Source organism: Amphibacillus sediminis NBRC 103570 (assembly GCF_001552275.1).
Taxonomy (GTDB): Bacteria; Bacillota; Bacilli; order Bacillales; family Amphibacillaceae; genus Amphibacillus_B; species Amphibacillus_B sediminis.
Window position 1 is genome coordinate 367,418 of record NZ_BCQW01000001.1, and the last position, 20,218, is coordinate 387,635.

General features: G+C 37.9%; 21 protein-coding genes, 1 pseudogene, 1 riboswitch and 1 other annotated feature. Of the genes and pseudogenes, 1 reads left to right on the forward strand and 21 read right to left on the reverse strand.

Annotated features, from left to right (window positions below; translation table 11 throughout):
* Window positions 1-7: 7 nt before the first annotated feature.
* From rplU to ASE01S_RS01855, 9 genes are all read right to left on the reverse strand, one after another.
* The gene (gene rplU / locus ASE01S_RS01815; RefSeq protein WP_067837377.1) at window positions 8-316 is read right to left on the reverse strand and encodes a 50S ribosomal protein L21; all 309 of its coding nucleotides are present in this window, start codon (window positions 314-316) and stop codon (window positions 8-10) included.
* A gap of 15 nt (window positions 317-331) precedes the next feature.
* Window positions 332-407 (reverse strand) — a sequence feature (ribosomal protein L21 leader region).
* 39 nt (window positions 408-446) lie between these two features.
* Window positions 447-1,895, reverse strand: a complete 1,449-nt coding sequence (locus ASE01S_RS01820) for a ribonuclease E/G (RefSeq protein ID WP_067837381.1) — start codon at window positions 1,893-1,895, stop codon at window positions 447-449.
* A gap of 15 nt (window positions 1,896-1,910) precedes the next feature.
* Window positions 1,911-2,756 carry a site-2 protease family protein gene (locus tag ASE01S_RS01825; RefSeq protein ID WP_067837384.1) on the reverse strand — a complete coding sequence of 282 codons (846 nt, stop codon included), beginning with the start codon at window positions 2,754-2,756 and terminating at the stop codon, window positions 1,911-1,913.
* Window positions 2,746-3,477, reverse strand: coding sequence for a M23 family metallopeptidase (locus ASE01S_RS01830; RefSeq protein ID WP_067837388.1), 732 nt, complete (start codon window positions 3,475-3,477; stop codon window positions 2,746-2,748). The genes ASE01S_RS01825 and ASE01S_RS01830 overlap by 11 nt, the downstream gene beginning before the upstream one ends.
* A 230-nt stretch (window positions 3,478-3,707) precedes the next feature.
* Window positions 3,708-4,505 (reverse strand): septum site-determining protein MinD, encoded by a 798-nt coding sequence (gene minD / locus ASE01S_RS01835; protein ID WP_067837392.1) that lies wholly within the window; start codon window positions 4,503-4,505, stop codon window positions 3,708-3,710.
* A complete protein-coding gene (minC, locus tag ASE01S_RS01840) occupies window positions 4,498-5,178 on the reverse strand; it encodes a septum site-determining protein MinC (RefSeq protein ID WP_067837395.1) in 681 nt (226 codons plus the stop codon). The genes minD and minC overlap by 8 nt, the downstream gene beginning before the upstream one ends.
* A 41-nt stretch (window positions 5,179-5,219) precedes the next feature.
* Entirely contained in the window at window positions 5,220-5,762 is a 543-nt protein-coding gene (gene mreD / locus ASE01S_RS01845; RefSeq protein WP_067837399.1) for a rod shape-determining protein MreD, read from the reverse strand.
* Window positions 5,762-6,661, reverse strand: coding sequence for a rod shape-determining protein MreC (gene mreC, locus ASE01S_RS01850; RefSeq protein WP_067837403.1), 900 nt, complete (start codon window positions 6,659-6,661; stop codon window positions 5,762-5,764). Before mreC ends, mreD begins: the two co-directional genes overlap by 1 nt.
* A 14-nt stretch (window positions 6,662-6,675) precedes the next feature.
* Window positions 6,676-7,716 carry a rod shape-determining protein gene (locus tag ASE01S_RS01855; protein ID WP_067837407.1) on the reverse strand — a complete coding sequence of 347 codons (1,041 nt, stop codon included), beginning with the start codon at window positions 7,714-7,716 and terminating at the stop codon, window positions 6,676-6,678.
* Window positions 7,717-8,219: 503 nt separating this feature from the next.
* Between ASE01S_RS01855 and ASE01S_RS01860 the strand changes: the two genes are divergently transcribed.
* A complete protein-coding gene (locus ASE01S_RS01860) occupies window positions 8,220-8,822 on the forward strand; it encodes a hypothetical protein (protein WP_067837411.1) in 603 nt (200 codons plus the stop codon).
* Between the two features lie 401 nt (window positions 8,823-9,223).
* Here ASE01S_RS01860 and ASE01S_RS01865 read toward each other — a convergent pair.
* The 12 genes and pseudogenes from ASE01S_RS01865 to ASE01S_RS01920 all read right to left on the reverse strand — a co-directional run.
* A pseudogene (locus ASE01S_RS01865) lies at window positions 9,224-9,364 on the reverse strand (JAB domain-containing protein); the annotation flags it as partial.
* Between the two features lie 55 nt (window positions 9,365-9,419).
* Window positions 9,420-10,556 (reverse strand): hypothetical protein, encoded by a 1,137-nt coding sequence (locus ASE01S_RS01870; RefSeq protein WP_067837417.1) that lies wholly within the window; start codon window positions 10,554-10,556, stop codon window positions 9,420-9,422.
* A gap of 441 nt (window positions 10,557-10,997) precedes the next feature.
* On the reverse strand, window positions 10,998-11,570 hold the full coding sequence (radC, locus tag ASE01S_RS01875; RefSeq protein ID WP_067837421.1) for a RadC family protein: 573 nt from the start codon (window positions 11,568-11,570) through the stop codon (window positions 10,998-11,000).
* Window positions 11,571-11,723: 153 nt separating this feature from the next.
* Window positions 11,724-12,557 carry an SPOR domain-containing protein gene (locus ASE01S_RS01880; protein WP_067837423.1) on the reverse strand — a complete coding sequence of 278 codons (834 nt, stop codon included), beginning with the start codon at window positions 12,555-12,557 and terminating at the stop codon, window positions 11,724-11,726.
* A 112-nt stretch (window positions 12,558-12,669) separates the two neighbouring features.
* Window positions 12,670-13,224: a hypothetical protein gene (locus tag ASE01S_RS01885; protein WP_169793082.1), complete on the reverse strand. Its 555-nt coding sequence runs from the start codon at window positions 13,222-13,224 to the stop codon at window positions 12,670-12,672.
* On the reverse strand, window positions 13,217-13,768 hold the full coding sequence (locus tag ASE01S_RS01890) for a PilN family protein (RefSeq protein WP_067837428.1): 552 nt from the start codon (window positions 13,766-13,768) through the stop codon (window positions 13,217-13,219). Before ASE01S_RS01890 ends, ASE01S_RS01885 begins: the two co-directional genes overlap by 8 nt.
* A 22-nt stretch (window positions 13,769-13,790) precedes the next feature.
* A complete protein-coding gene (pilM, locus tag ASE01S_RS01895) occupies window positions 13,791-14,759 on the reverse strand; it encodes a type IV pilus biogenesis protein PilM (RefSeq protein WP_067837430.1) in 969 nt (322 codons plus the stop codon).
* Between the two features lie 41 nt (window positions 14,760-14,800).
* Entirely contained in the window at window positions 14,801-15,556 is a 756-nt protein-coding gene (locus ASE01S_RS01900; RefSeq protein ID WP_067837432.1) for a prepilin peptidase, read from the reverse strand.
* Window positions 15,557-15,728: 172 nt separating this feature from the next.
* A complete protein-coding gene (locus ASE01S_RS01905) occupies window positions 15,729-16,052 on the reverse strand; it encodes a competence type IV pilus major pilin ComGC (RefSeq protein WP_067837434.1) in 324 nt (107 codons plus the stop codon).
* 107 nt (window positions 16,053-16,159) lie between these two features.
* Window positions 16,160-16,242, reverse strand: a riboswitch (cyclic di-GMP riboswitch).
* 77 nt (window positions 16,243-16,319) lie between these two features.
* A complete protein-coding gene (locus ASE01S_RS01910; RefSeq protein ID WP_067837436.1) occupies window positions 16,320-17,525 on the reverse strand; it encodes a type II secretion system F family protein in 1,206 nt (401 codons plus the stop codon).
* Between the two features lie 21 nt (window positions 17,526-17,546).
* Window positions 17,547-18,581, reverse strand: coding sequence for a type IV pilus twitching motility protein PilT (locus ASE01S_RS01915; RefSeq protein WP_067837438.1), 1,035 nt, complete (start codon window positions 18,579-18,581; stop codon window positions 17,547-17,549).
* Entirely contained in the window at window positions 18,569-20,215 is a 1,647-nt protein-coding gene (locus tag ASE01S_RS01920; RefSeq protein ID WP_067837441.1) for a GspE/PulE family protein, read from the reverse strand. The genes ASE01S_RS01915 and ASE01S_RS01920 overlap by 13 nt, the downstream gene beginning before the upstream one ends.
* Window positions 20,216-20,218 lie beyond the last annotated feature (3 nt).

Here is a 20,218-nt window from a genome sequence, read left to right on the forward strand (position 1 = left end):
ATCAGCCTTAAGCATTAATTTTTTCAATCGTTACTTTTGTGTATGGCTGACGGTGTCCTTGTTTACGGTGATAATTCTTCTTAGGCTTGAACTTGTAAACCGTAATTTTCTTTTGACGTCCTTGCTTTTCAACTTTAGCTGAAACAGAAGCCCCTTCAACAAATGGAGTACCGACTTTAACTTCGTCACCACTTACAAAAAGAACTTTGTCAAAAGTAACGGTATCACCAGCCTCACCAGCTAATTTCTCAACGTAGATCTCTTGACCTTCTTCTACTTTGATTTGTTTACCACCAGTTTCAATAATTGCGTACATCCTACTGCACCTCCTTAAATAACTCAGACTCGCCATTACAGGTGTGAGCGGTCGCTCCCTTATAACCTGTTCTGCGCGGTTGTAGCAACAGGTGCTACTTATTTGCATAACATTAAGATAATATCATGAACTAAATAATCTTGTCAATGTTTCGAGGGGTTTTTTCCGCTAGATATGTATCAATCATCATAGACGATCCACTACGAACAAGGCGATAATGCTCCACACCCTTTGTTTCAATAAAATAAACAGAACAAGTTACATAGCGCGAAAGCCTATCGACTTGAATTAATCTTTGCCAGTGTTGTTTAAATGCTTTAGTCACATGAATGACGACGGCTTCATCCGTCATGCTCATTAATAACCGTTCAAGTTGATAGACCAAGCTCGCTAATGATGGTTTGTTAAGCTGCGTTGTCTTTTGACTCAGCATCAACTGGTGCATAGGCGCCTCTCGCTTTCTAGTCAGTTCCAGCAAACCTAATCGAGTAAAACCAACCACCTCTGTCCGTATCGGATCATCTTTCAAATGTTGTGACAGCATATCGATAATCGTCTTTTGATCTCGTTGTTTTTTCATTCTAATAAAGTCAATTAATATAATGCCTGACAGGTTACGTAGTCGCAACTGTCGGGCAATCGCTTCAGCCGCAATTTTATTTACTTGAAAAGCAAAATTCTGCTGATCAAGTTTTCCTGTATAACCTGCTGAGTTAACATCAATAACCGTTGCAGCTTCAAGCTGATCAATTGAAATCGTCACACCATGCCGACAGTTTACCACTGGGTCAAGTAAAGATTGAAATAGTTGCTCCAATGGGATAGGTAATTGATTAAGTAAATCTTTTTGCCATTTCACTACCGAGCTTAATCCAGGAAAGCGTTTTTTTAGGTTATTTGCTGTTTCAACCTTGTCGCAAATAATCGATTTAATTGAATGATGAGGTAAACGACGGATAAAACGATCTGTCACCGCATGATCATACCACAAACATTTAGGCTTAGTGGCTGAGTTGGCGATTATCTCAATTTCCTGCCATAGCTTACGCAACTGTTCTAGCTGCCCGATCAACTGTTCAATCGAAAGTAAGGCTGCTTGTGTTCGCACAATCACACCTTCTTTCTGTTGACATGCATCAATAAATAATTGTTTATATTGTTCACGCTGATTGGTATTAAGCTTTTTCGAAACAGCGACATAGTTCCCAAATGGTAAATATACAACTGCTTCACCTGGTATAGTAACATTCGCTGTTAAACGTGCGCCTTTTTCTTGATAAGCTTCTTTGATGACTTGTACAATGATCAGCTGACCTTGATCGATAAGAGACGCAATCCGCTTAGCTTGTTGCTGCTCTTGAGGTATTTGTTTAAGTTCTAGATAACCTAATCGCTCTTGGCCAATATCAATAAAGGCAGCTTGCAAACCCTGATCAATTTTTGAAACCTTTCCAAGAAAGATTGAGCCAACTGATTGTGGATAGTCGGGTCGATCGAGCATTAAGTCAATAATTTGATTGTTTTTAAAGGCCAAGCCCATCTTTTCAGTCGGTTTTGTGATAATGTTTAGTTCAAGCATAAGAACCCTCACTTTTTATTGCTTAATTAAGTCAGCTAGTTTGGCGTGATAATAACCTGTTTGAAAATAGTAATTCAAGCAAGTCTGCTCGTTCGTTAAAACATGCTGATCTTCAATTAGAATAGGATGAAAACAGCCAGCATAGAAGCGGGAAAATACTTCAATCATACTCGTCTGACTAGGAAAACTTAAAGGAAGGAGCTTCTGGTTATCCTGATTTTGCTCCATCCGCTTAAGCAAAAAACGTTGAAAAACATAAAAGCGTTGCTTCCATTCTAGACGATTTTCCCAAATAAGAAAAGTAATGACGATAATCGCATTCAACAAATTATATTGATAGTAAAGTTGTCCAATCAAAAGTCCGAATAAGATTAGCATCGATAAAATTAAGGTATAGTCATATGCTTTTTTAAATGGCAAACACTCACTCAGACCAATATGTAGGAGCTTCCCTCCATCTAAAGGCCAGGCCGGAATGAGGTTAAAGGCCAAAATAGCAAAGTTGTAACGTAAAGCAAACAAAATTAAATCTGTAGGTAAAAGGCCTATATAATGGATCCATAATAAAAGAAGATAGATAAACGCATGCTGGATTGGACCAGCTACCGTAACAATAAGCTGCTCAATCATTGGTTTATGACCATGTTCTTCTGTTTCCATTACGCCTCCAAACAACCATATTGTGACTCGAACAATCTTCCAATTAAAGAGCCGAGCAGCAATAAGATGACCAGCTTCATGCCAAATGACGATAATAAAAATGATCGAAACCTCGACAAACATACCTGTCAATAAAGAAACGACTATCGTCAACCAGATGGATGGATGTAAATGAATATGCTCTAACCATTTAATTGTCATCTACTGGTATAACCTCAATTGGATCAATATATTGATTATTTTTTTGTAATGAAAAGTACAAATTACCATTATTACCTTCAGCTACTTGACCAATTTTCTGATTAGCATAAACAAATTGATATGGTGTAACATCAATTTGATCAAGAAAGCCATAAATAGATTTCGTTCGATCAGGGTGCTGAATAATCACTGTTTTTTCTGTTTGACGGTCATTCCCAGCAAAAATAACAGTACCTTGCTCAATTGAAAATACTTCTGGTTGGTCATCTACTTGAATAAGTACACCTTGTCCATTTGTATTAAATGGTTGTGATACAGTTCCACTTACCGGAAATGCTAATTGACCATATGTTGGTACAGTTGACTGATCAACAAAGAAGCCAAAGGGAACACCAAATTGCTCCTGGTACCAGACATTTACGGTTGCAAATGGAAAATCCTCAACAAGTTGTGTATACAGCCAACTTCTTGACTTCTCGAATTGATTCGAGTCAGATTGCAAAAACATCACAGTAAAGAGAAAAAAAGCCGACGCAATAAGTAGCTGTTTAACAAATAATGGCGTTCTCGATTTGATTTGGTCTTGATGACTAGGCTTCTGAGTCGAATGAACTGATGGACGTTCAGTCTCTTCGACTCGATTGGGGATCTGGACGGTCTTGAGGCGTTGCTGTTTTCGTTTTATGATGTCCTTCCTAATTTGATCTAAATCTTTTTTCATGTTTCTCACAACCTTCTACGATTAGCATTTGTACAAGTTTATGAGAAAATAAATGATTTATGATTACCTCAAGATGGATTGCGAAGTGAAAGACAGCCAATCTTTTAGCAGCTTTATTTTGGTTTAGAAAAGATGAGGCTATTACTATAGAAATACCACTGACTATTAGATCTCTACCTTTGCGAGAAAACAAAAATTGAGTAGGAGATTGACACCCTACTCAATGTTAATTAATGACGTAAACCTAAAAACTTTTTAACTTTTGAAAGAACACTTTTATCTTCGTCAAAGGATTGTAACGGTACGGATTCACCTAGTATCCTTCTCGAAATGTTTCGATAAGCGATTGAAGCTTTGGTATTGGGTTGAAAGGCAACAGGCTCACCATTATTAGAGGCTTTGATGACTTCATCATCATCTGCAATAATACCCAATAGGTCGATCGATAAGACTTGAATAATCTCATCAATGGACATCATATCACCATTTTTCATCATATGGTTTCGAATCCGATTAATAACAAGTCTTGGAGGCTCGACATTTTCTTGCTCTAATAAACCAATAATCCGGTCTGCATCACGCACACTCGACTTCTCTGGTGTTGTCACAACAATAGCTTTATGCGCACCTGCTACAGCATTTTTATAACCTTGCTCAATTCCCGCCGGACAATCAATTAAAATATAGTCAAACTCTTGCTTTAATTCGGTAATCATTTCAACCATAGCCTCTGGAGTTAAATCATTCTTATCACTTGTTTGAGCAGCTGGTAGTAAAAATAAATAATCAAATCGCTTATCTCTTATTAAGGCTTGCTTGAGCTTGCAACGACCTTTTGTTACATCAATAATGTCATAAATGATTCGATTCTCTAACCCCATCACGACATCTAAATTTCGAAGACCAATATCTGTATCCATTAGACAAACCTTTTTGTTCATTAAAGCTAACGCTGTTCCTAAATTAGCTGTCGTTGTGGTTTTACCAACGCCACCCTTTCCAGAAGTAATGACTATTGCTTCAGCCATTGATAACACTCCTCTCAAAAGCATTTAACTGTGGTCTTTTTCTTGCTACTGCCTGTAAACGATCAATCACGATTTTCCCTGAATCATCAACATAGCCACATTCCAAATAAACGCCATCAGAATTGTAATCAGGAGACCGGCTATATAGTCCTGCAATCCGCAATTGAACAGGATCCATGTATGATGCTGCAATAATGGCTTCTTTATTACCTAAATAACCTGCGTGAGCAATCCCTCTTAAATTCCCCATAATAAACACGTTACCTGTTGCTTTAACTGTAGCACCTGGATTAACATCACCGATTAACAGTAAGTCTCCCTTCACCTCAACAACTTGTCCAGATCGAACCGTTTTAGTAATCGTCCGAACATCACTTTCCTCTTTTAGCTCTAATGCCTGCTGTTTTAGAATGACGTTCGACTCTATATTTTGCACGACCATTTTATTCTTCTTTCTAATCAACGCACGTAGCGTCTCTTCTTGATCATTATGTAAATAGCGATTACCTAGCTGAACAGTGAGTGTAATCATTTGCTCTTCATCAAGATCATCCTGCGAGAGTGTGCGGTCGAGCTCTTCAAGTAGGTCGTCAAAGGAACACGAATCATCAAGATAGAGTGTTAAGCCTTCACGTGTTCCTTTTATTGTGACATATTGTTTTTTAGTGATCATATCCGACACCTCCTATCAATCCGATTACATTCGCTGTTAGTTTAGTTCGTCGAACGTTTCGGATCAAATCGATCGTTCGACCATTTGACCAGCTTGCGTTTGAAAATCAGATAGAAAATAAGAAATACTAAAAGATTAACGAATAACGTAGGCATTAATCTATGAGATAGGTAATCAGCTATCCCCATATTTGTAACACCAATAAATTGATATATAAAATAGAGCAGAGAATCGACTAAGCCAACACCAATGATCATTAAAATTAGCGCAACATAGAAGTTTGCATGAAGAAGTTTGCGCATGCCATGGAAAAAATAGGTGATGATAGCATAGCTAAACATATACACACCGATAATACTTGTATATACGATATCAATTAACAAGCCTGACAAAATGGCAAAGAACAAGGCATAATAGGTATCCTCTAAATCATAAAACATGACAAGTAAGAGTAAAAACAAAAATACAGAATGAATGACAATGATCAAGCCAGCTTCTGAGATACTAGCAGGAATTAGCAAGCTAACCCCTCCTTGCAAAATGAGAAGCAGTAGCAGGATTAAAGGAGGAGCAATTCTAGACATTAATCTTCCTCCTCACTCTTATCATCGTCATCCTCAGTATCATCAGGCGTGTGGTCGGTTACCATAGTTCTATCTACAACAATGACATGATTAAGATTCTCCATATCCGCGGAAGGCTGGACATAGGCAATCTGTGTTAATCCGTATTGATCGGTCGTTACTTCCTCAATTGTCCCAATTTCTAAACCTCTAGGAAATATACCACCTAATCCTGATGAAAAGACAGATTCACCTTCAGGGATTTCATCATAATACTCAGTAAACTCTAAGATAAGCTGTTCACGTTCTTCATTAAAGCCCATAATAAAGCCCTGTGCCTCTCCTCCATCTTCAGTTAGCATAACAGTTACTGCAATTCGATTAGATCGATCAAAACCATTTAATAGTAGAACAGATGAGGTAAACTGAGAAGCGGATTGAATCTTCCCAATCATGCCATCAGCAGTAATAACTGCCATATCCTGACTAATACCGTCTTGTTTACCTTTATTTATCGTAACTTGCTTGAACCACTGTTCTGGACTTCTAGCAATGATTGAGGCTTGAATCGGTGTATAATCTCTAATGCTTTCAGTTTTCTTTAATAGTGCCATCAGTTCCTCATTATCGTTTCTTAGCTCCTGCACTTCATACAAAACGCGTTGATATTGAGCCAAATTCTCTTTCAAAACTTGATTTTCGTGGTACATGTTAATCATACCATCAATATTATCAACGACTTTTGTTATATAATTAAAGGGCGCCAAGAAGGCCTGCTGTGTCCAGCCAAATACGTCTTGAAAAAATTCCTCAACAGCAGAAAGTTCATCTCGATCACTGAGCGAGTAGCCGATCAAACCTACCATTATAATGAGCCCTAGTAAAATTGAGAACAGTCGTTTTCTACGAAAAAAAGACATAGACAATCCTCCAATTAATCCATAGTTGATCGAGAAGCAATGTTCGGATGTGATTTAAAATGTTCAATATAGGCTAGAGCTTTACCGGTTCCTATTGCTACACTATCAAGAGGTGCATCAGCCACAAAAACAGGCATTTTTGTTTCTTCTGAGATAACCTGATCTAGCCCTCGCAATAAAGCTCCCCCACCAGATAGAACAATACCACGGTCCATCACATCAGCGGAAAGTTCAGGTGGTGTTTTCTCCAAGGTATTTTTCACCGAATCAATAATAGCTGTGACCGTATCCTTAAGAGATTGGGCAATTTCTTCTGCTGTAATTGTAATAGTTTTAGGTAGGCCAGTTAATAGATCTCGACCACGAATATCCATGGATTCATTGTCGAGGCTATGCCCGGCTGAACCAATATCCATTTTGATTGATTCCGCAGTACGCTCACCAATCATCAAACTGTATTTCTTGCGAATATACTGAATGATCGCATCATCCATATCGTCACCGGCAGTACGAATCGATTGACTTGTCACAATGCCGCCTAATGATATTACGGCTACCTCTGTCGTTCCTCCACCAATATCTACAATCATACTTCCGGTTGGTTCCCAGACCGGTAATCCAGCACCTATTGCCGCTGCAAACGGCTCAGCAATAGGAAAAGCTTCTTTTGCCCCTGCCTGCTTTGTCGCATCAATGACAGCACGCTCTTCAACCATTGTAATACCAGAAGGCACACAAACCATAACATTCGGTTTTCTTGCTAAAGCAGAACGATTCCGTTGAGCTAAACGAATATAATATTTCATCATAGAAGCTGTTGTATCATAATCAGCTATAACTCCATCCTTCATTGGTCGAATAACAGAAATATTTCCTGGTGTACGCCCGATCATATTTCTTGCATCACTACCAACTGCTTCAATTTCACCGGTTGAATTATTCTTAGCCACAACAGATGGCTCTCTAACCACTATTCCTTTTCCTTTAATATAAACTAAAGTATTAGCTGTCCCCAAATCAATACCTAAATCCTGTGTAAAACTGAATTTTGCCACTTCAATCGTCCTCTCTATACTCAAAAAATTCTCTATAATATCTTATAAGATGTTTTAAAAGCTGTTATCTTATATCTTACCATAATTAAGAAGCGCCTACGTAAGATTTTTCTCTCAGTAGGTCGCTTTCAATTTGATAACTCACCTTTTTAATTATACGAGAATTTATCAAAAATAGATAGTCTTATTATGTGAACCTTTTTCATTTAGGAATAGATCATCACAACACTCCCGATAAAATGATCTAAAAGTTCTATTATAGATCTCTATAATTCTTTCACATTAGCACACAGCAAAGGAACTGATCGAAATCAAGCACCAAGTTCTAGCAGGGTGTAATAATGGTCGGGTGCTTTTTTTGTTAAAAATGTTAGATTCAGCTCCAGATATTGAAATGTAAAAATCATTTAATGCTGTTCCTAACTTTTTTAAAAAACAGGTGAAAAAACCTGATAAATCTCGTATAATATCAGGGAATGTTTTTGAAAACAGGAGGGTTACATATGAAGTTTAAATTACTAATCATGCTCTTATCTACTTATTTTATATTAAGTGGTTGTGGGTCCGTTTTTAGAGATATTGCTGGCAGTAAGCCTACAGAGGAACCACCAACAACTGTTGTTGACGATGATACTATAGAGGAAAATGACGTGGATAATCAACATGTTGTCGAGAGTGATGAATCAGATCAACAAGATGTAGAGGATAAATCAGTAGAGGGAGAATACTTAATCGAACTTAATCAGCCAATAGCCGATAATGAGGACTTCTCAGCAACTTTAGTTAGTATTGAGAAAATAATCGATGAATATTGGGATGAAGAAAGAATCGAAGTTACCTTTGATGTTCATAATAAAACAGACGAAACTGTTACCTTTCAAGCTCGTGATGTGTCTGTTGATGGTAGAATGGTGAATGAACGAATATTATACATGAGTCAGGATGTAGCGAGTGGCAAATCAGCATATGCGGTCTTGACTATAGAAGACTATAATGGTGGTAAACTACCTGCATTTGAAACTGATTTTGAAATGCGTTTACATGTTTTTTCATTTGAAAATTACGACTATGAAAACAGCGCTGATGTTCGGGTCGTATTTGATTGATGACGGAAACAAATACTAAGGATTAAGTTGTTTTTGAACTCCCCCCCACTTAACACGCTTGAAGCGGGAGTGTTCACAACTATTTAAGATAAAAACTTGAGAGAAAGCTTTGGCTTACCCTTTAGGTTTTTTAGCAGTCAGATGGCTAGATAAGGCTATCTGACTTTTTTCTATATAAAGCAGAGAAAACCACCCGTTCACAAACTGCAGCCCAATTATTAGACACACAACTTACAATTGGAGGTGCAATTCACTCATGGATGGCTTTTATTTTCGATATGTTTACCTACGAGCTTTTGATCTAAAGGCAAAGGTCGTTGCCAGTTAACGAACCTCTTTCAACTTTATTTTTATAGGAATAGGATTAAAAGCATTAAAGGAGACATGGCTATTAGAGTATTTTAAACATACCCCTTCTCTTTTAAAGAAACAAATTTATGGTCACCTATAATTAAATGGTCTAACAGCTCTATTCCAATCATTTTTCCACACTCGACTAATCTCTTTGTTACATATATATCTTCTTGTGATGGTGATGGATCGTAGGGTCGATCTGTCCATAGCGACAAACCTCCCTCAGAACCGTACGTACACCTTTCAATGTATACGGCTCGCCAGTTGATATGTGTCTACATGAAAACTAAACAGAGCAGGTTGTTTCGGCAAACGAATCGGCTTATATCCCTGTTCCTTCAGCCATTTGCCAGCCTTCGTTACGGAGCAGCCTTTCTTTAAGGCGATCGTTCTTAGTAAACTAAGTTGGGCAAAATAAAACAATTGGCCTAAAAAGCTATAGTTATCAGCATACTTAAATAAACAAGCAACTACAAAGCATTCTCTAGCATAGATATTAGCAATCTGATCAATAGGTAAATGAATAAGCGCTCCTCGGGGATATGGTTTTTTATTACACATACTTCCATACTGATGTAATTGCGCGATGTGTTCGAGGGCTTGCTTGGTAATTTCAAATCGGATACAGTTATGACGCTGGGAATAACGTATTGAATACCCTGCTAAGCGAATCGGCTTAGAGAAGTGATGGAAGTGAATACTATAATCGGAGGCCAATTTTTCTTTCAATCTTTCAACTAATAATAGCGTAGAATTTTTATTGCAGATTAAAGCTAAATAAACTGTTTGGTTGGAGAAGCAATAAAAACAAGATGAGGAAGTGATCGGTAAAGCCTGAGGATATATAACATGCTGCGATAGTTGGATGGCCAAGCATAAGCCGTTAAAGCGTTCCTTTTGTGACTGTTGCAGGTGAGAGAAAAAAAGGCTAATTAATTTAATGAACCTTTGATCATCAATTAAGTGGCAAATCCGATTAGTAAAGGTATTTGGTCTAGATTGATAACGAAGCTTGATTACCCAATGGACATTTTCCCAATTGGCCTTAATGTGGTTAAGACTTTGTTCTGGGCTTGAGTGATAAGCAGATCTTAAGCAAGGTGAAATAAAAAGAAGCTCGATTACATAAATTAAACTTTCCATAACCCATGTACGTTTGATCATTTGAGCAATTGTTCCCCAATTGCTGGATCTCAATGCAAATAAAAGTTTGCTTAAATCATGATTCCTTGATCGTTGCCAGCTTTTAGTATGATAACTGGTCCGAAGCTCCTGCCAAAGCTCTCTTTGATATAATAAACGATAACAATCCTTAATAAATTTCCCCTGTTTTAACCGTTCATGTAAGACTGAAAATTGATTAATCGGCTTAACTGTCACCTTCGTGACGCCCCCAATCCTTTTTCATCTATCAACCTGCCTCCCTTCCCCCTGCTAAGCAGATTACCCGCAAACGTTGAGTACTATGGAGACTCCGTTACCCTATAGCAATCGCTACTTAGGTAATCCCTACCTATCTGTTCAAAAAAGATACGTGATGGTTAGGTACTCCTTTTGACTGTTTCTCCAACTAGGAGATTGGTAGGTAGACCCTATCATAATCTAAGTCTGACGAGCTTAGCTTATTCTACCTAAATAACACAAATGTTATCATGCATCCCCATCCATAAGTCTAGAGTTCAAGCAGTATAGCCTTTACCATACATCACTTGACCAAGCCAATAGCTTTACACCATGCTCTTGTCCTCCATTATGTTTCCATTAGAAGTAAGGTGCTGGTCATAGAATCTGATAAGGAATTCTAGATCTAATTGATCACTTTTATGAACAGCTTTGTAGGCGCACGCCAGATGGATGATTGTGAACACAGATAATGGATGCTGCTGATCGTTTGACAGCTTCTCGAAATACCTCTCGTGGGTGCACTATACTTGAATTAAGGCTACCAATAAAGACAGTTTGACGATGAATAATTTGATTTTTTGTATTTAAGAAGAGGGCAACAAAATGCTCTTGCTTTAATAATCGCATATCTTCCATAACAAACTCAGCACCATCTTCAGGGCACCTGACTACATAACGTTCATTTGCAATTAGCCTATTCATACGATTTCCTAACTCAATGGTAGCAAGTATGCCCACTGCTTTTACCTGCCCGATTCCCTTAATGGCCATTAACTCTTCTAACGTTGCATCACGTAAAAGCTCAATCCCTTCAAAATGCATATAGACTCGTTTGGCTAATTCCTGTACACTCTCCTCTCTCGTCCCACTTCCGATGATAATCGCTAAAAGTTCTTGAAAAGATAGGTGTGATGCCCCGTGTTCAATGAGTCTTTCCCTTGGTCTGTCTTTTTTCGGGATATCCTTCATTTTTAAATGAAGATTGGGCATAAATTACCTCCTCTCTTTATAAGATAGTTTCATTGTAATCTAAAAAAATAAAGCTGCAACTCAATTAAATTAATAAACAATTGATGATACATCTATAAATTTGTTTTTTAAAAGATACTTCCATTAAAACTTTTCTTGAACCTTAGATAATTTTTAATGGTTAAGATTCTGATAAGCTTGCCACATTTCAAGTAATCGTATAGGTCGGTTATTGGCTTCCATTTCATTAAAATGCTGAGTAATTTGTTGATAAAAGGCCTGCATCGACTGTGAAAAACTGTTTTTATCAATTTCAAGCCAGGTTGCCCAACTCTGCTTTTGATCATCATTGAAGTCCACTAATGCCTGCTCCCAAAGTTTAGAGAATTGAGATAACCATTCATGTTCTTGATCAGAAAGGTCAAGTGACCGTTCATCACCGTGCCATTGTCGGACATATGAATCGAACCCTGCTTCATTTAACCCTGTTTCATTTGCTTTAGCCTCTTCTTCTGTTGAATAGACACCAATAAAAGCCCGGTAGCCTTCTTCTGTATCCCATAAAACTGATGAGAATCCTTCTTCAGATAGCGCGCTCTGATACTGCTCAGCTTGTTCACTTGTTTGAAAGACCCCCGCTTGAATAACATAGCCGGACAATGGTGCCAATGTGTAGTCATTACTTGTATCACCAGTTTCAGCGGTTGATACAGCATTTTGGTCACTAATCTCATTTACTTGGTCATAGTCTTGATCAGCTCCTTGCGCAAAAATGTATAATAATGTGAGACCAAAACCTACTCCTATGACCACAGCAAGCAAACCCGTAATGGCAAACTTAATCCATATATTATTTCGCGTCGTGTTCTTATTTGAAGGTGGTGAAGCATAGACAAATGGTTCTACGTCAGACATACCGGCAGCCTGTTCATCATGCAATAAGGCATCAAGTTTATCGTTCTGTTCTTCGTTATTTAATTTATAAGAAATTTGTTTTTTTGACTCCACTTTTTTCCACTCCTATCTACTCTGTCCTATTAACTCTAGCATGATAGAATTAAAAAAAAAGACGACCCATGTCTATCAGAGCCGTCTAATGTTCCAAAAAAAATGATATATACTAATTGATTAAGACATTTTCATTATAAAAAATACGAATTGTGACATTCCCCTCGATAAGATTATCGGAAATTTGTTGATAATCTAGCTGTGTGATCTCGGTATGCCGCTCGATCTGATCTAGCTGAAAAATAAAATCTCGGAAAGCCTGACTTGACTGTGCCTTAAAGATAAGTTGATATTGAACTTGGTTAATCGACTCAGGATAGGAACTTAGTTCAGCAAAAGAGCTGTCATCTGTCAGTTTCATAATCTGTTGAATTGTAACGTCTTGATCTTCTTCAAGACTATTTATTGCAATAAGAACTTGATCAATATTTTGCTCGGTAGGCAATTGGTACTGAATAGACTCTGCTACTTCAACCCAATCTGTTGCTGTCTGGTTTGCCTGATCAGTATGAATTAATTGATCATAATAGTTTAAGGTCCTTTTTGTTTCATTTAACTTTTCTCGATGTGGACTAAGCATAAATTCACTACCGTAATACCATAGCATAATCTGTCCTAATATGATGACAATTAGATATAGGATGTGCTTTCTTTTCCATTTAGTCACCATCACTCATCACCTCAAGTAACCCGTTATGATTTATCTCTATTTTCATCTCAGCTTGATAGTAAGCTTTATCCTCATTTGTCAATTCAATTAACTCAAGCTCAACTGAATTAATATAGGCTAATTGAAGCAAAGCACGATCAAGTTCTGCCACTCGATCAAGACCTTCCAATTGTAGCGATATGTACAATCGCTCCCCTAGTGAATAGTGAAAGTGAGACAAAATCGTGGCATCATGTTTCAGGAGTACAGATTGAATCGCATCATACAAGTAGATCGTCGGAAATTTATTTTGCTCCAGTTGATCTAATTGGGCTGAGAGCTTGCTAACCTGATCTGCCATTAAATTAATTTGTTCAATTTCAGCTACTATTTTTTCCTGTTGTTTAATTCGGCTTAAGTTATCCGTATACTGAGAATTTAATTGCTTTGTAGCAATAATCAGATAACTTACAAGGACTAAGCTAGATATAATTGCAACAGCTAATAGTAAATAAGGGACGCTATTCTTTTTCTTTTGTTCAAAAAAATTAATCTCGATCATTTGGTCGTCCCCCTCCCCCTTATTACGACTTATCTGTAAAGTTCTCGTTCTTTAAACAAAGACCAAAAAGTGGAGCATAGGCCATGGGAAGCTTAAAGGGCAAGTTAAGTGACTTAGGTGTTAATTCAAAGCGTTTGCTAAGTTGTTGATAAATAAGCTCTAGCTCAGGAAAATCTCCTACAACTAAACACGACGTGATTTGTGCTTCTCCATTCATAATTGAATATTGATAGAAATCCATGAAACGCTCGATTGACAATAATTGATCTTCCACAAATGCTGACAAATCCGCTTGAGACGATTGCCAAGATAACTGTTGCGTTTGTGGATCTTTCTTCCAGTTCAATCTAGAGCCCGCAAAACGCATGTGCCGATTAAAGCGTGGGATATCTTCATTAAATACCGTTAGAATAAGATCATTAATGTTCCACTGAATAACCAATAAGTGCTCATGAGGCTCAGATAAATCTGCCTTTAGATAACTACGATAAAGACTTAGGAAAGAAAGATCAGCTACCTTTGGCTGCAAAGTTAACTTCTCAAAAAGATCATAATAAGGTAAAAGGCGATCGGATGGATAAGCAAATAACAAAACCCGGTGATGCTCGACACCTTCTTCAAGAACTTGAAAATCGAGTATTGGATTTTTAAAGGGTAATCGAATGCTGCCATCTAGCTGGAGCTTAATAAACGACTTCGCCTCTTCCTTATCCAACTGAGCTGGAATTTGTTCTTCACGTAAAGTAACGAAGCTATCTGGAACAATAAAGCTGATTTTATGACGTTTCCAGTTCTTTTGTTCGATCAGTTGTTTTAAAGTAGTCGTTAACTGTAATTGATCAATGATTCGTCCATCTTCAATAATAGAATGATCAAAAATAATTTCGCCAAAATCAGTGACCTGTACAGATTTACGACTGGAAAAAACAAGGTAACGTATAACTCGGTCAGTAAAAATTAAACAAACAGCTTCTCTATTAAAGAGTGGCATAGCATTCACCCCCTCAGCTTTAAATTATTTAACAACTGCTTTTAAAAAAATAACTCAATATACCATGTGATAAGGGCTTCTCCCCAAAATAAAACCGTTAGTGTAGCTAAACTGATATAGGGGCCAAAGGGAATCTTTGACCTACGTGTCACCTTTCCCAGCACTAGCAAAATCAGATTAATCAATGCGCCAAAGAAAGTAGCTAGTAAAAAGACTAAAAGAATCCCTTGGTACCCAAAAGCAATCCCAAGTACACCAAAATATTTCATATCTCCAGCCCCCATACCACCTTTGCTAGCTACAATAATGACGAGAATTAAGCTAAAGCCTATAACTGCACCAGCAATCGGTGACCACCAGGGATCAACTGGAATAATCAGGCGCAATAAAATGAACCATGGCAGGAAAAAAAGTAAAATACGATTTGGAATCAGATATGTACTCAGATCTGTGACAATGACAATAACCGCTAACGATGTGATCACTAACGCAAAAATCAGATCAATCGTTAATCCGAAGTGCCAATAGCATAAGACAAAGGATACCCCTGTAAGAAGCTCTATAAGAGGATAAATGATACTAATTGAGTGCTGACAACCTCGACACTTTCCCTTTTGAAGAATATATGAATAAATCGGTATCAATTCATACCAGTTCAAAGTCTTTTCGCATTTGGGACAAATTGATCGTTCTGACTGTAGAAAGATCTTTCGTGGCACACGTAGCCCAACGACATTGTAAAATGATCCAAATACTGTACCTAAAATAAAAAAGATGATGACATTAAATAATTCCATCTCGATCTCCTATAGTATAAAGTGGCTGGACAAATGAACAATCTACCGAGCAAGCACATTCCCATACTTCCTGCTACGTTATATGACTAGGCAAGGGTAAAGCTTGCCTAGTCCACGTCCATCATCGCATGATTTTGATTTTCTTGATCCCTGTCCAATCTCGTATTTCATACTAATTAAATTCTAATTCTCCGTTCTCATTTCGGCTTACCGTACCTTGAGGTGCATCCCCTTGGCGAATATCTAAATAACCGCTCTCAATTAGGGTATCAACATCAACCGGAAGACTATTTTCTTCCTGAATTTCATAAAGTCTAGCAGCGTCTAAAATTAATGCTACCTCTTGCTCGTCCGCATCATTACGTGCTTTGTCAACAATATTACTGATAGCTGGGATCGCAATTGCTACGATAATCCCCAAAATAACGATAACCGCAAGTAATTCAACCAGAGTGAATCCTTTTTCACCTTTGATAAGTTTTTTAATGTTTGCCATTTTTATCCTCCTTGACTAATAAAAATAAATTGTAACTTTTACCAATCAATATGAGCCAATGTTCTGAATTATGAACACAAAAAAAGCTCACAACATAAATAATCTTTTATGATGTCAGCCGGTTGCACTACTTGCTCCAAATTACCAAAGTGCCCAAATAAGGTAATTTATCATCGCATCTGAAATTGATTTTATAAAACTATTATACTAGCTATGGAAATTATGTCTAGTCCTTTGGTTGTAAAATGATACTTTTGGCTTATTTTGCTATGAGATAGAATCAAATAAATTAAACATAGGAATGACAATAGCAAGAACAATAGCGCCAACCACAAATGATAGAAAAATAATCATGATCGGCTCAATCAAAGCCTTTAACTTACTAGACGCTTCCTCAAGCTCCTGTTCATAAAAGTCAGCTACCTTCTTAAGCATCTCATCCATTGCCCCTGTAGCCTCACCCACCGCTATCATCTGAGAAACAAGCTTCGGAAATACCCAGTGATTGGTCATGGGAGTTGCCAGTGATTTTCCTTCCTCTAACGCGTGTTTGCTTTCCTTTAATACCTGCTTGATTACACGATTATTGACGACACGTTCAGTAATCTCAACAGCTTCTAAGATAGGAATTGAGCTGCTTAATAATGAACTTAATGTTTGCGTCATCCGAGCTAACAATGTTTTTTGAGTAAACAGCCCAAAAATCGGCATTTTTAATTTAAACAAATCAAATAAATAAGCAAATTGTTGTTTTTTTGTGAGTAGCTTCACAGTCAAGACAACTAAACAGATAACGAGTAATATCACCCACCAAAATTGTTGAAAAAAAGCACTAATACGCAAAATCATGGCGGTATATGCTGGTATCTCCTGGTCAAAAGACAGGAACATATTAGTGAAAACCGGCACGATATAAGCAAACAAAAACATGGTTATCAGTAAAGCCAAGACACCTATTACAGCTGGATAAGTGAGTGCTGTTACAATCTTTTGCTTTAGTTGATATTGTTTTTCATAATAGGTAGCCATCCGATCCATAATTTCATCGAGTCGACCGCTTACTTCACCTGCATGAATCATCTGAATAAATAGCTCAGGAAAAAGTTTGGGATAAGCAGCTAAAGCCTGCGAAAGTGATTCACCCGACTGAATCTGCTCTTTAATTCCAGCCAAAGCCTGCTTGAGTGCTTTACTATTGGATTGTTCAGCTAAAATATCGATCGCATCGACCAGTGTAATGCCCGCATCAATCAATGTCGAAAACTGGCGTAAAAATATAACAAAGTCTTTAGGTTTAATTGCCCGTCCAATATAGATATCTTGATAGAGAACAGGATTAAGCTTTTTTATTTGATAAACAAGTAAGCCGATTCGACTTAATTCTGCTAAGACATCTTTTTCAGTCTCAGCTTCCAACTTTCCTTTCTTTACTTTCCCGTCTATTGTTTTAGCTTGATAGGCATATAAAGCCACCCGTGCTCACCCCCTTAAAAATCAAACCGACTGGATTAGATATGGCTCAGCATCCACCTGACTAATCAACCCATTTTTTACTTTTTCACGAATATCCATTTCAAGTGTGTGCATTCCTTGTTCCTTAGAAGTTTGTATCGTATTAGGAATTTGGTGCATCTTCTCATTACGAATTAAATTTTTAATGGCTGCATTATTAATTAAAATTTCAGTCGCGGCAATTCGTCCATTCTGATCGATAAGAGGGAATAACCGCTGAGAAATAATTGCCTCAAGGACATTCGCTAATAAAATGCGGATGTGATCCTTTTGATGCAACGGAAAAACGTCAATCACTCGATCCATCGTAGAGGAAGCACTCTGTGTATGTAATGTTCCTAATACTAAATGTCCTGTTTCTGCTGCTGTAATAGCTGTCGAAATGGTTTCTAAATCACGCATTTCGCCAACTAAAATAACATCTGGGTCTTGCCTTAAGCAGGCTCGTAGACCTTTCTGAAATGAAGTCGTGTCAAGACCAATTTCTCTTTGATCAATAATGGATTGATCATGCTGATGCACATATTCAATTGGATCCTCCAATGTGATAATATGTCGTTTCATCGTTCGATTCATATAATCAATCATTGAGGCAAGTGTTGTACTCTTCCCACTCCCCGTTGGGCCTGTTACTAACACTAACCCGTGTGGTCTCTTGGCAATCTGTTTAAGTACCTCAGGTAAGCCTAGATCGTCTAGCTTAGGAATCTGAGTTGGGATTGTTCTTAATGCGATCGATAAATTCTGACGTTGATAAAAAAGATTAACACGAAAGCGTGAAAGACCGGTGATTTGATATGACCAATCCAGTTCTCGGTCAACTTCTAATCGATGCCACAAATCATCAGTCACGATTGATCTTGCCATCTCCTCCGTATCATTGGGTTCTAATCTCTCCCCACGATAAGGAACGAGTTGACCATCAATTCTAAAGATTGGAACCGAACCGACAGTAAGATGAATGTCCGAAGCATTCATTTGATAAGCAGCGGTCAAAAGTTTTGTTAATCGGTCCATATCAGCTTCCTCCTATTCATCAATGCAATGCGCATCACTTCTTCAAGTGTCGTAAGGCCCTGTTTTACTTTCTGTAAACCATCATCGATTAAGAAGTCCATACCATGTTGTCGGACATATTGTTTTATTTCTGATAGACTCGCTCGGCTCATCATCATGCTCTTTATCTCCTCATCAATGACTAGCAATTCATGAATAGCCATCCGTCCGCGGTAGCCTGTCCCGCGACAACTATCACAACCACTACTATCCATTATCTGGTCGATTTCGATTTGCCGTTTATTAAATACTTCCTGCTCTAACGGTGTCGCCTTTCGTTGATATTGACAGTCCTTACATACCCGTTTAACTAAACGTTGAGCCATGACTCCAGTTAAAGCTGAAACCACCAAATATGGTTCTATACCCATATCAAAAAGTCGCGGGATAGCATCAATCGCACTGTTTGTATGTAAGGTACTAAAAACCAGGTGTCCAGTTAACGCCGAACGAATCGCAATCTCCGCTGTTTCTTTGTCTCTAATCTCCCCAACCATTATAATATTTGGGTCTTGGCGTAAGATTGAGCGTAAACCTGTCGCAAAGGTTAAACCAACTGATGAATTAACCTGAACTTGATTAATTCCTTCAAGTTGATATTCTACAGGGTCTTCAACCGTAATAATATTAACATCCTCTCGATTCAACTCATTAATCGAGCTATATAATGTAGTCGTTTTTCCAGACCCAGTCGGACCTGTTAACAAAATAAGACCGGATGGACGTGAAATCACTTCCTGATATTTGGTTAACGTATCCTGAACCAAGTTCAGCTCTGTTAACTTTTTCAAAATATTCGTCAAATCAAGAATCCGAATAACCACCTTCTCACCAAATACGGTAGGTAAAGTGGATACACGTAAATCAATGGGTTTTGCATCGATCACTAATCTAATTCTTCCGTCCTGAGGCATCCGTGTTTCTGTAATATTAAGGTTAGCGAGGATTTTCACTCGGGCAATAAGTGCATTTTGGATTCGCTTAGGAAGGACCCGCTCATTCCTAAGCATACCATCAACACGATAGCGCACTGCGATCTTTGCTTCGCTAGGATCTAAGTGGACATCGCTTGCTCTTAATGTCACACCTGTTTGTAGAATTTGATCAAGAATTCGAACAGCTGGTGCATGCTCATCACTTGCATCAGCCTCAAAGTCCTCATCTAGATCATAATACTTATTAATGGCTTGCAATATATCATCTTTTGTCGCCAGCACCGGTTTAATTTCAAAACCAGTAGCCAGCTCTAAATCATCAATCGCATAATAATCTAATGGATCGTTCATTGCTACCGTTAAACTATTCTCGTGCAGTTCGATCGGCATTAAAATATTCGCCCTTGCCACTTCTTTTGGGATTAGCTCAATTAGCTGTTCATTGATTGGGAAACGGTATAATGAGACACTAGCAATCTTCAAATGAACCTCTAAAACTTCCAATAATTGTCTCTCAGTTAAATAGCCTTGTTCTACTAAGACATCACCAAGCTTTTGCCTTTCCTTCTTATGCTCAAGCGCTTGAATAATTTGCTCTTCAGTAATTAGGCCCGCTTCCTTAAGTAGATCACCAAGTTTACGTTTCTTTTGGATAGCCATAAT

Excerpts from the sequence above, each read along its gene's own strand:
- ASE01S_RS01825 (WP_067837384.1), bottom strand. The coding sequence starts at position 2,756 with ATGACAATTAAATGGTTAGAGCATATTCATTTACATCCATCCATCTGG.
- ASE01S_RS01820 (WP_067837381.1), bottom strand. The coding sequence starts at position 1,895 with ATGCTTGAACTAAACATTATCACAAAACCGACTGAAAAGATGGGCTTG.
- ASE01S_RS01915 (WP_067837438.1), bottom strand. The coding sequence starts at position 18,581 with ATGGACCGATTAACAAAACTTTTGACCGCTGCTTATCAAATGAATGCT.
- ASE01S_RS01905 (WP_067837434.1), bottom strand. The coding sequence starts at position 16,052 with ATGGCAAACATTAAAAAACTTATCAAAGGTGAAAAAGGATTCACTCTG.
- ASE01S_RS01890 (WP_067837428.1), bottom strand. The coding sequence starts at position 13,768 with ATGATCGAGATTAATTTTTTTGAACAAAAGAAAAAGAATAGCGTCCCT.
- ASE01S_RS01830 (WP_067837388.1), bottom strand. The coding sequence starts at position 3,477 with ATGAAAAAAGATTTAGATCAAATTAGGAAGGACATCATAAAACGAAAA.
- ASE01S_RS01860 (WP_067837411.1), top strand. The coding sequence starts at position 8,220 with ATGAAGTTTAAATTACTAATCATGCTCTTATCTACTTATTTTATATTA.
- ASE01S_RS01900 (WP_067837432.1), bottom strand. The coding sequence starts at position 15,556 with ATGGAATTATTTAATGTCATCATCTTTTTTATTTTAGGTACAGTATTT.
- pilM (WP_067837430.1), bottom strand. The coding sequence starts at position 14,759 with ATGCCACTCTTTAATAGAGAAGCTGTTTGTTTAATTTTTACTGACCGA.
- rplU (WP_067837377.1), bottom strand. The coding sequence starts at position 316 with ATGTACGCAATTATTGAAACTGGTGGTAAACAAATCAAAGTAGAAGAA.
- radC (WP_067837421.1), bottom strand. The coding sequence starts at position 11,570 with ATGCCCAATCTTCATTTAAAAATGAAGGATATCCCGAAAAAAGACAGA.
- mreD (WP_067837399.1), bottom strand. The coding sequence starts at position 5,762 with ATGTCTAGAATTGCTCCTCCTTTAATCCTGCTACTGCTTCTCATTTTG.
- mreC (WP_067837403.1), bottom strand. The coding sequence starts at position 6,661 with ATGTCTTTTTTTCGTAGAAAACGACTGTTCTCAATTTTACTAGGGCTC.
- ASE01S_RS01920 (WP_067837441.1), bottom strand. The coding sequence starts at position 20,215 with ATGGCTATCCAAAAGAAACGTAAACTTGGTGATCTACTTAAGGAAGCG.
- minC (WP_067837395.1), bottom strand. The coding sequence starts at position 5,178 with ATGATCACTAAAAAACAATATGTCACAATAAAAGGAACACGTGAAGGC.
- minD (WP_067837392.1), bottom strand. The coding sequence starts at position 4,505 with ATGGCTGAAGCAATAGTCATTACTTCTGGAAAGGGTGGCGTTGGTAAA.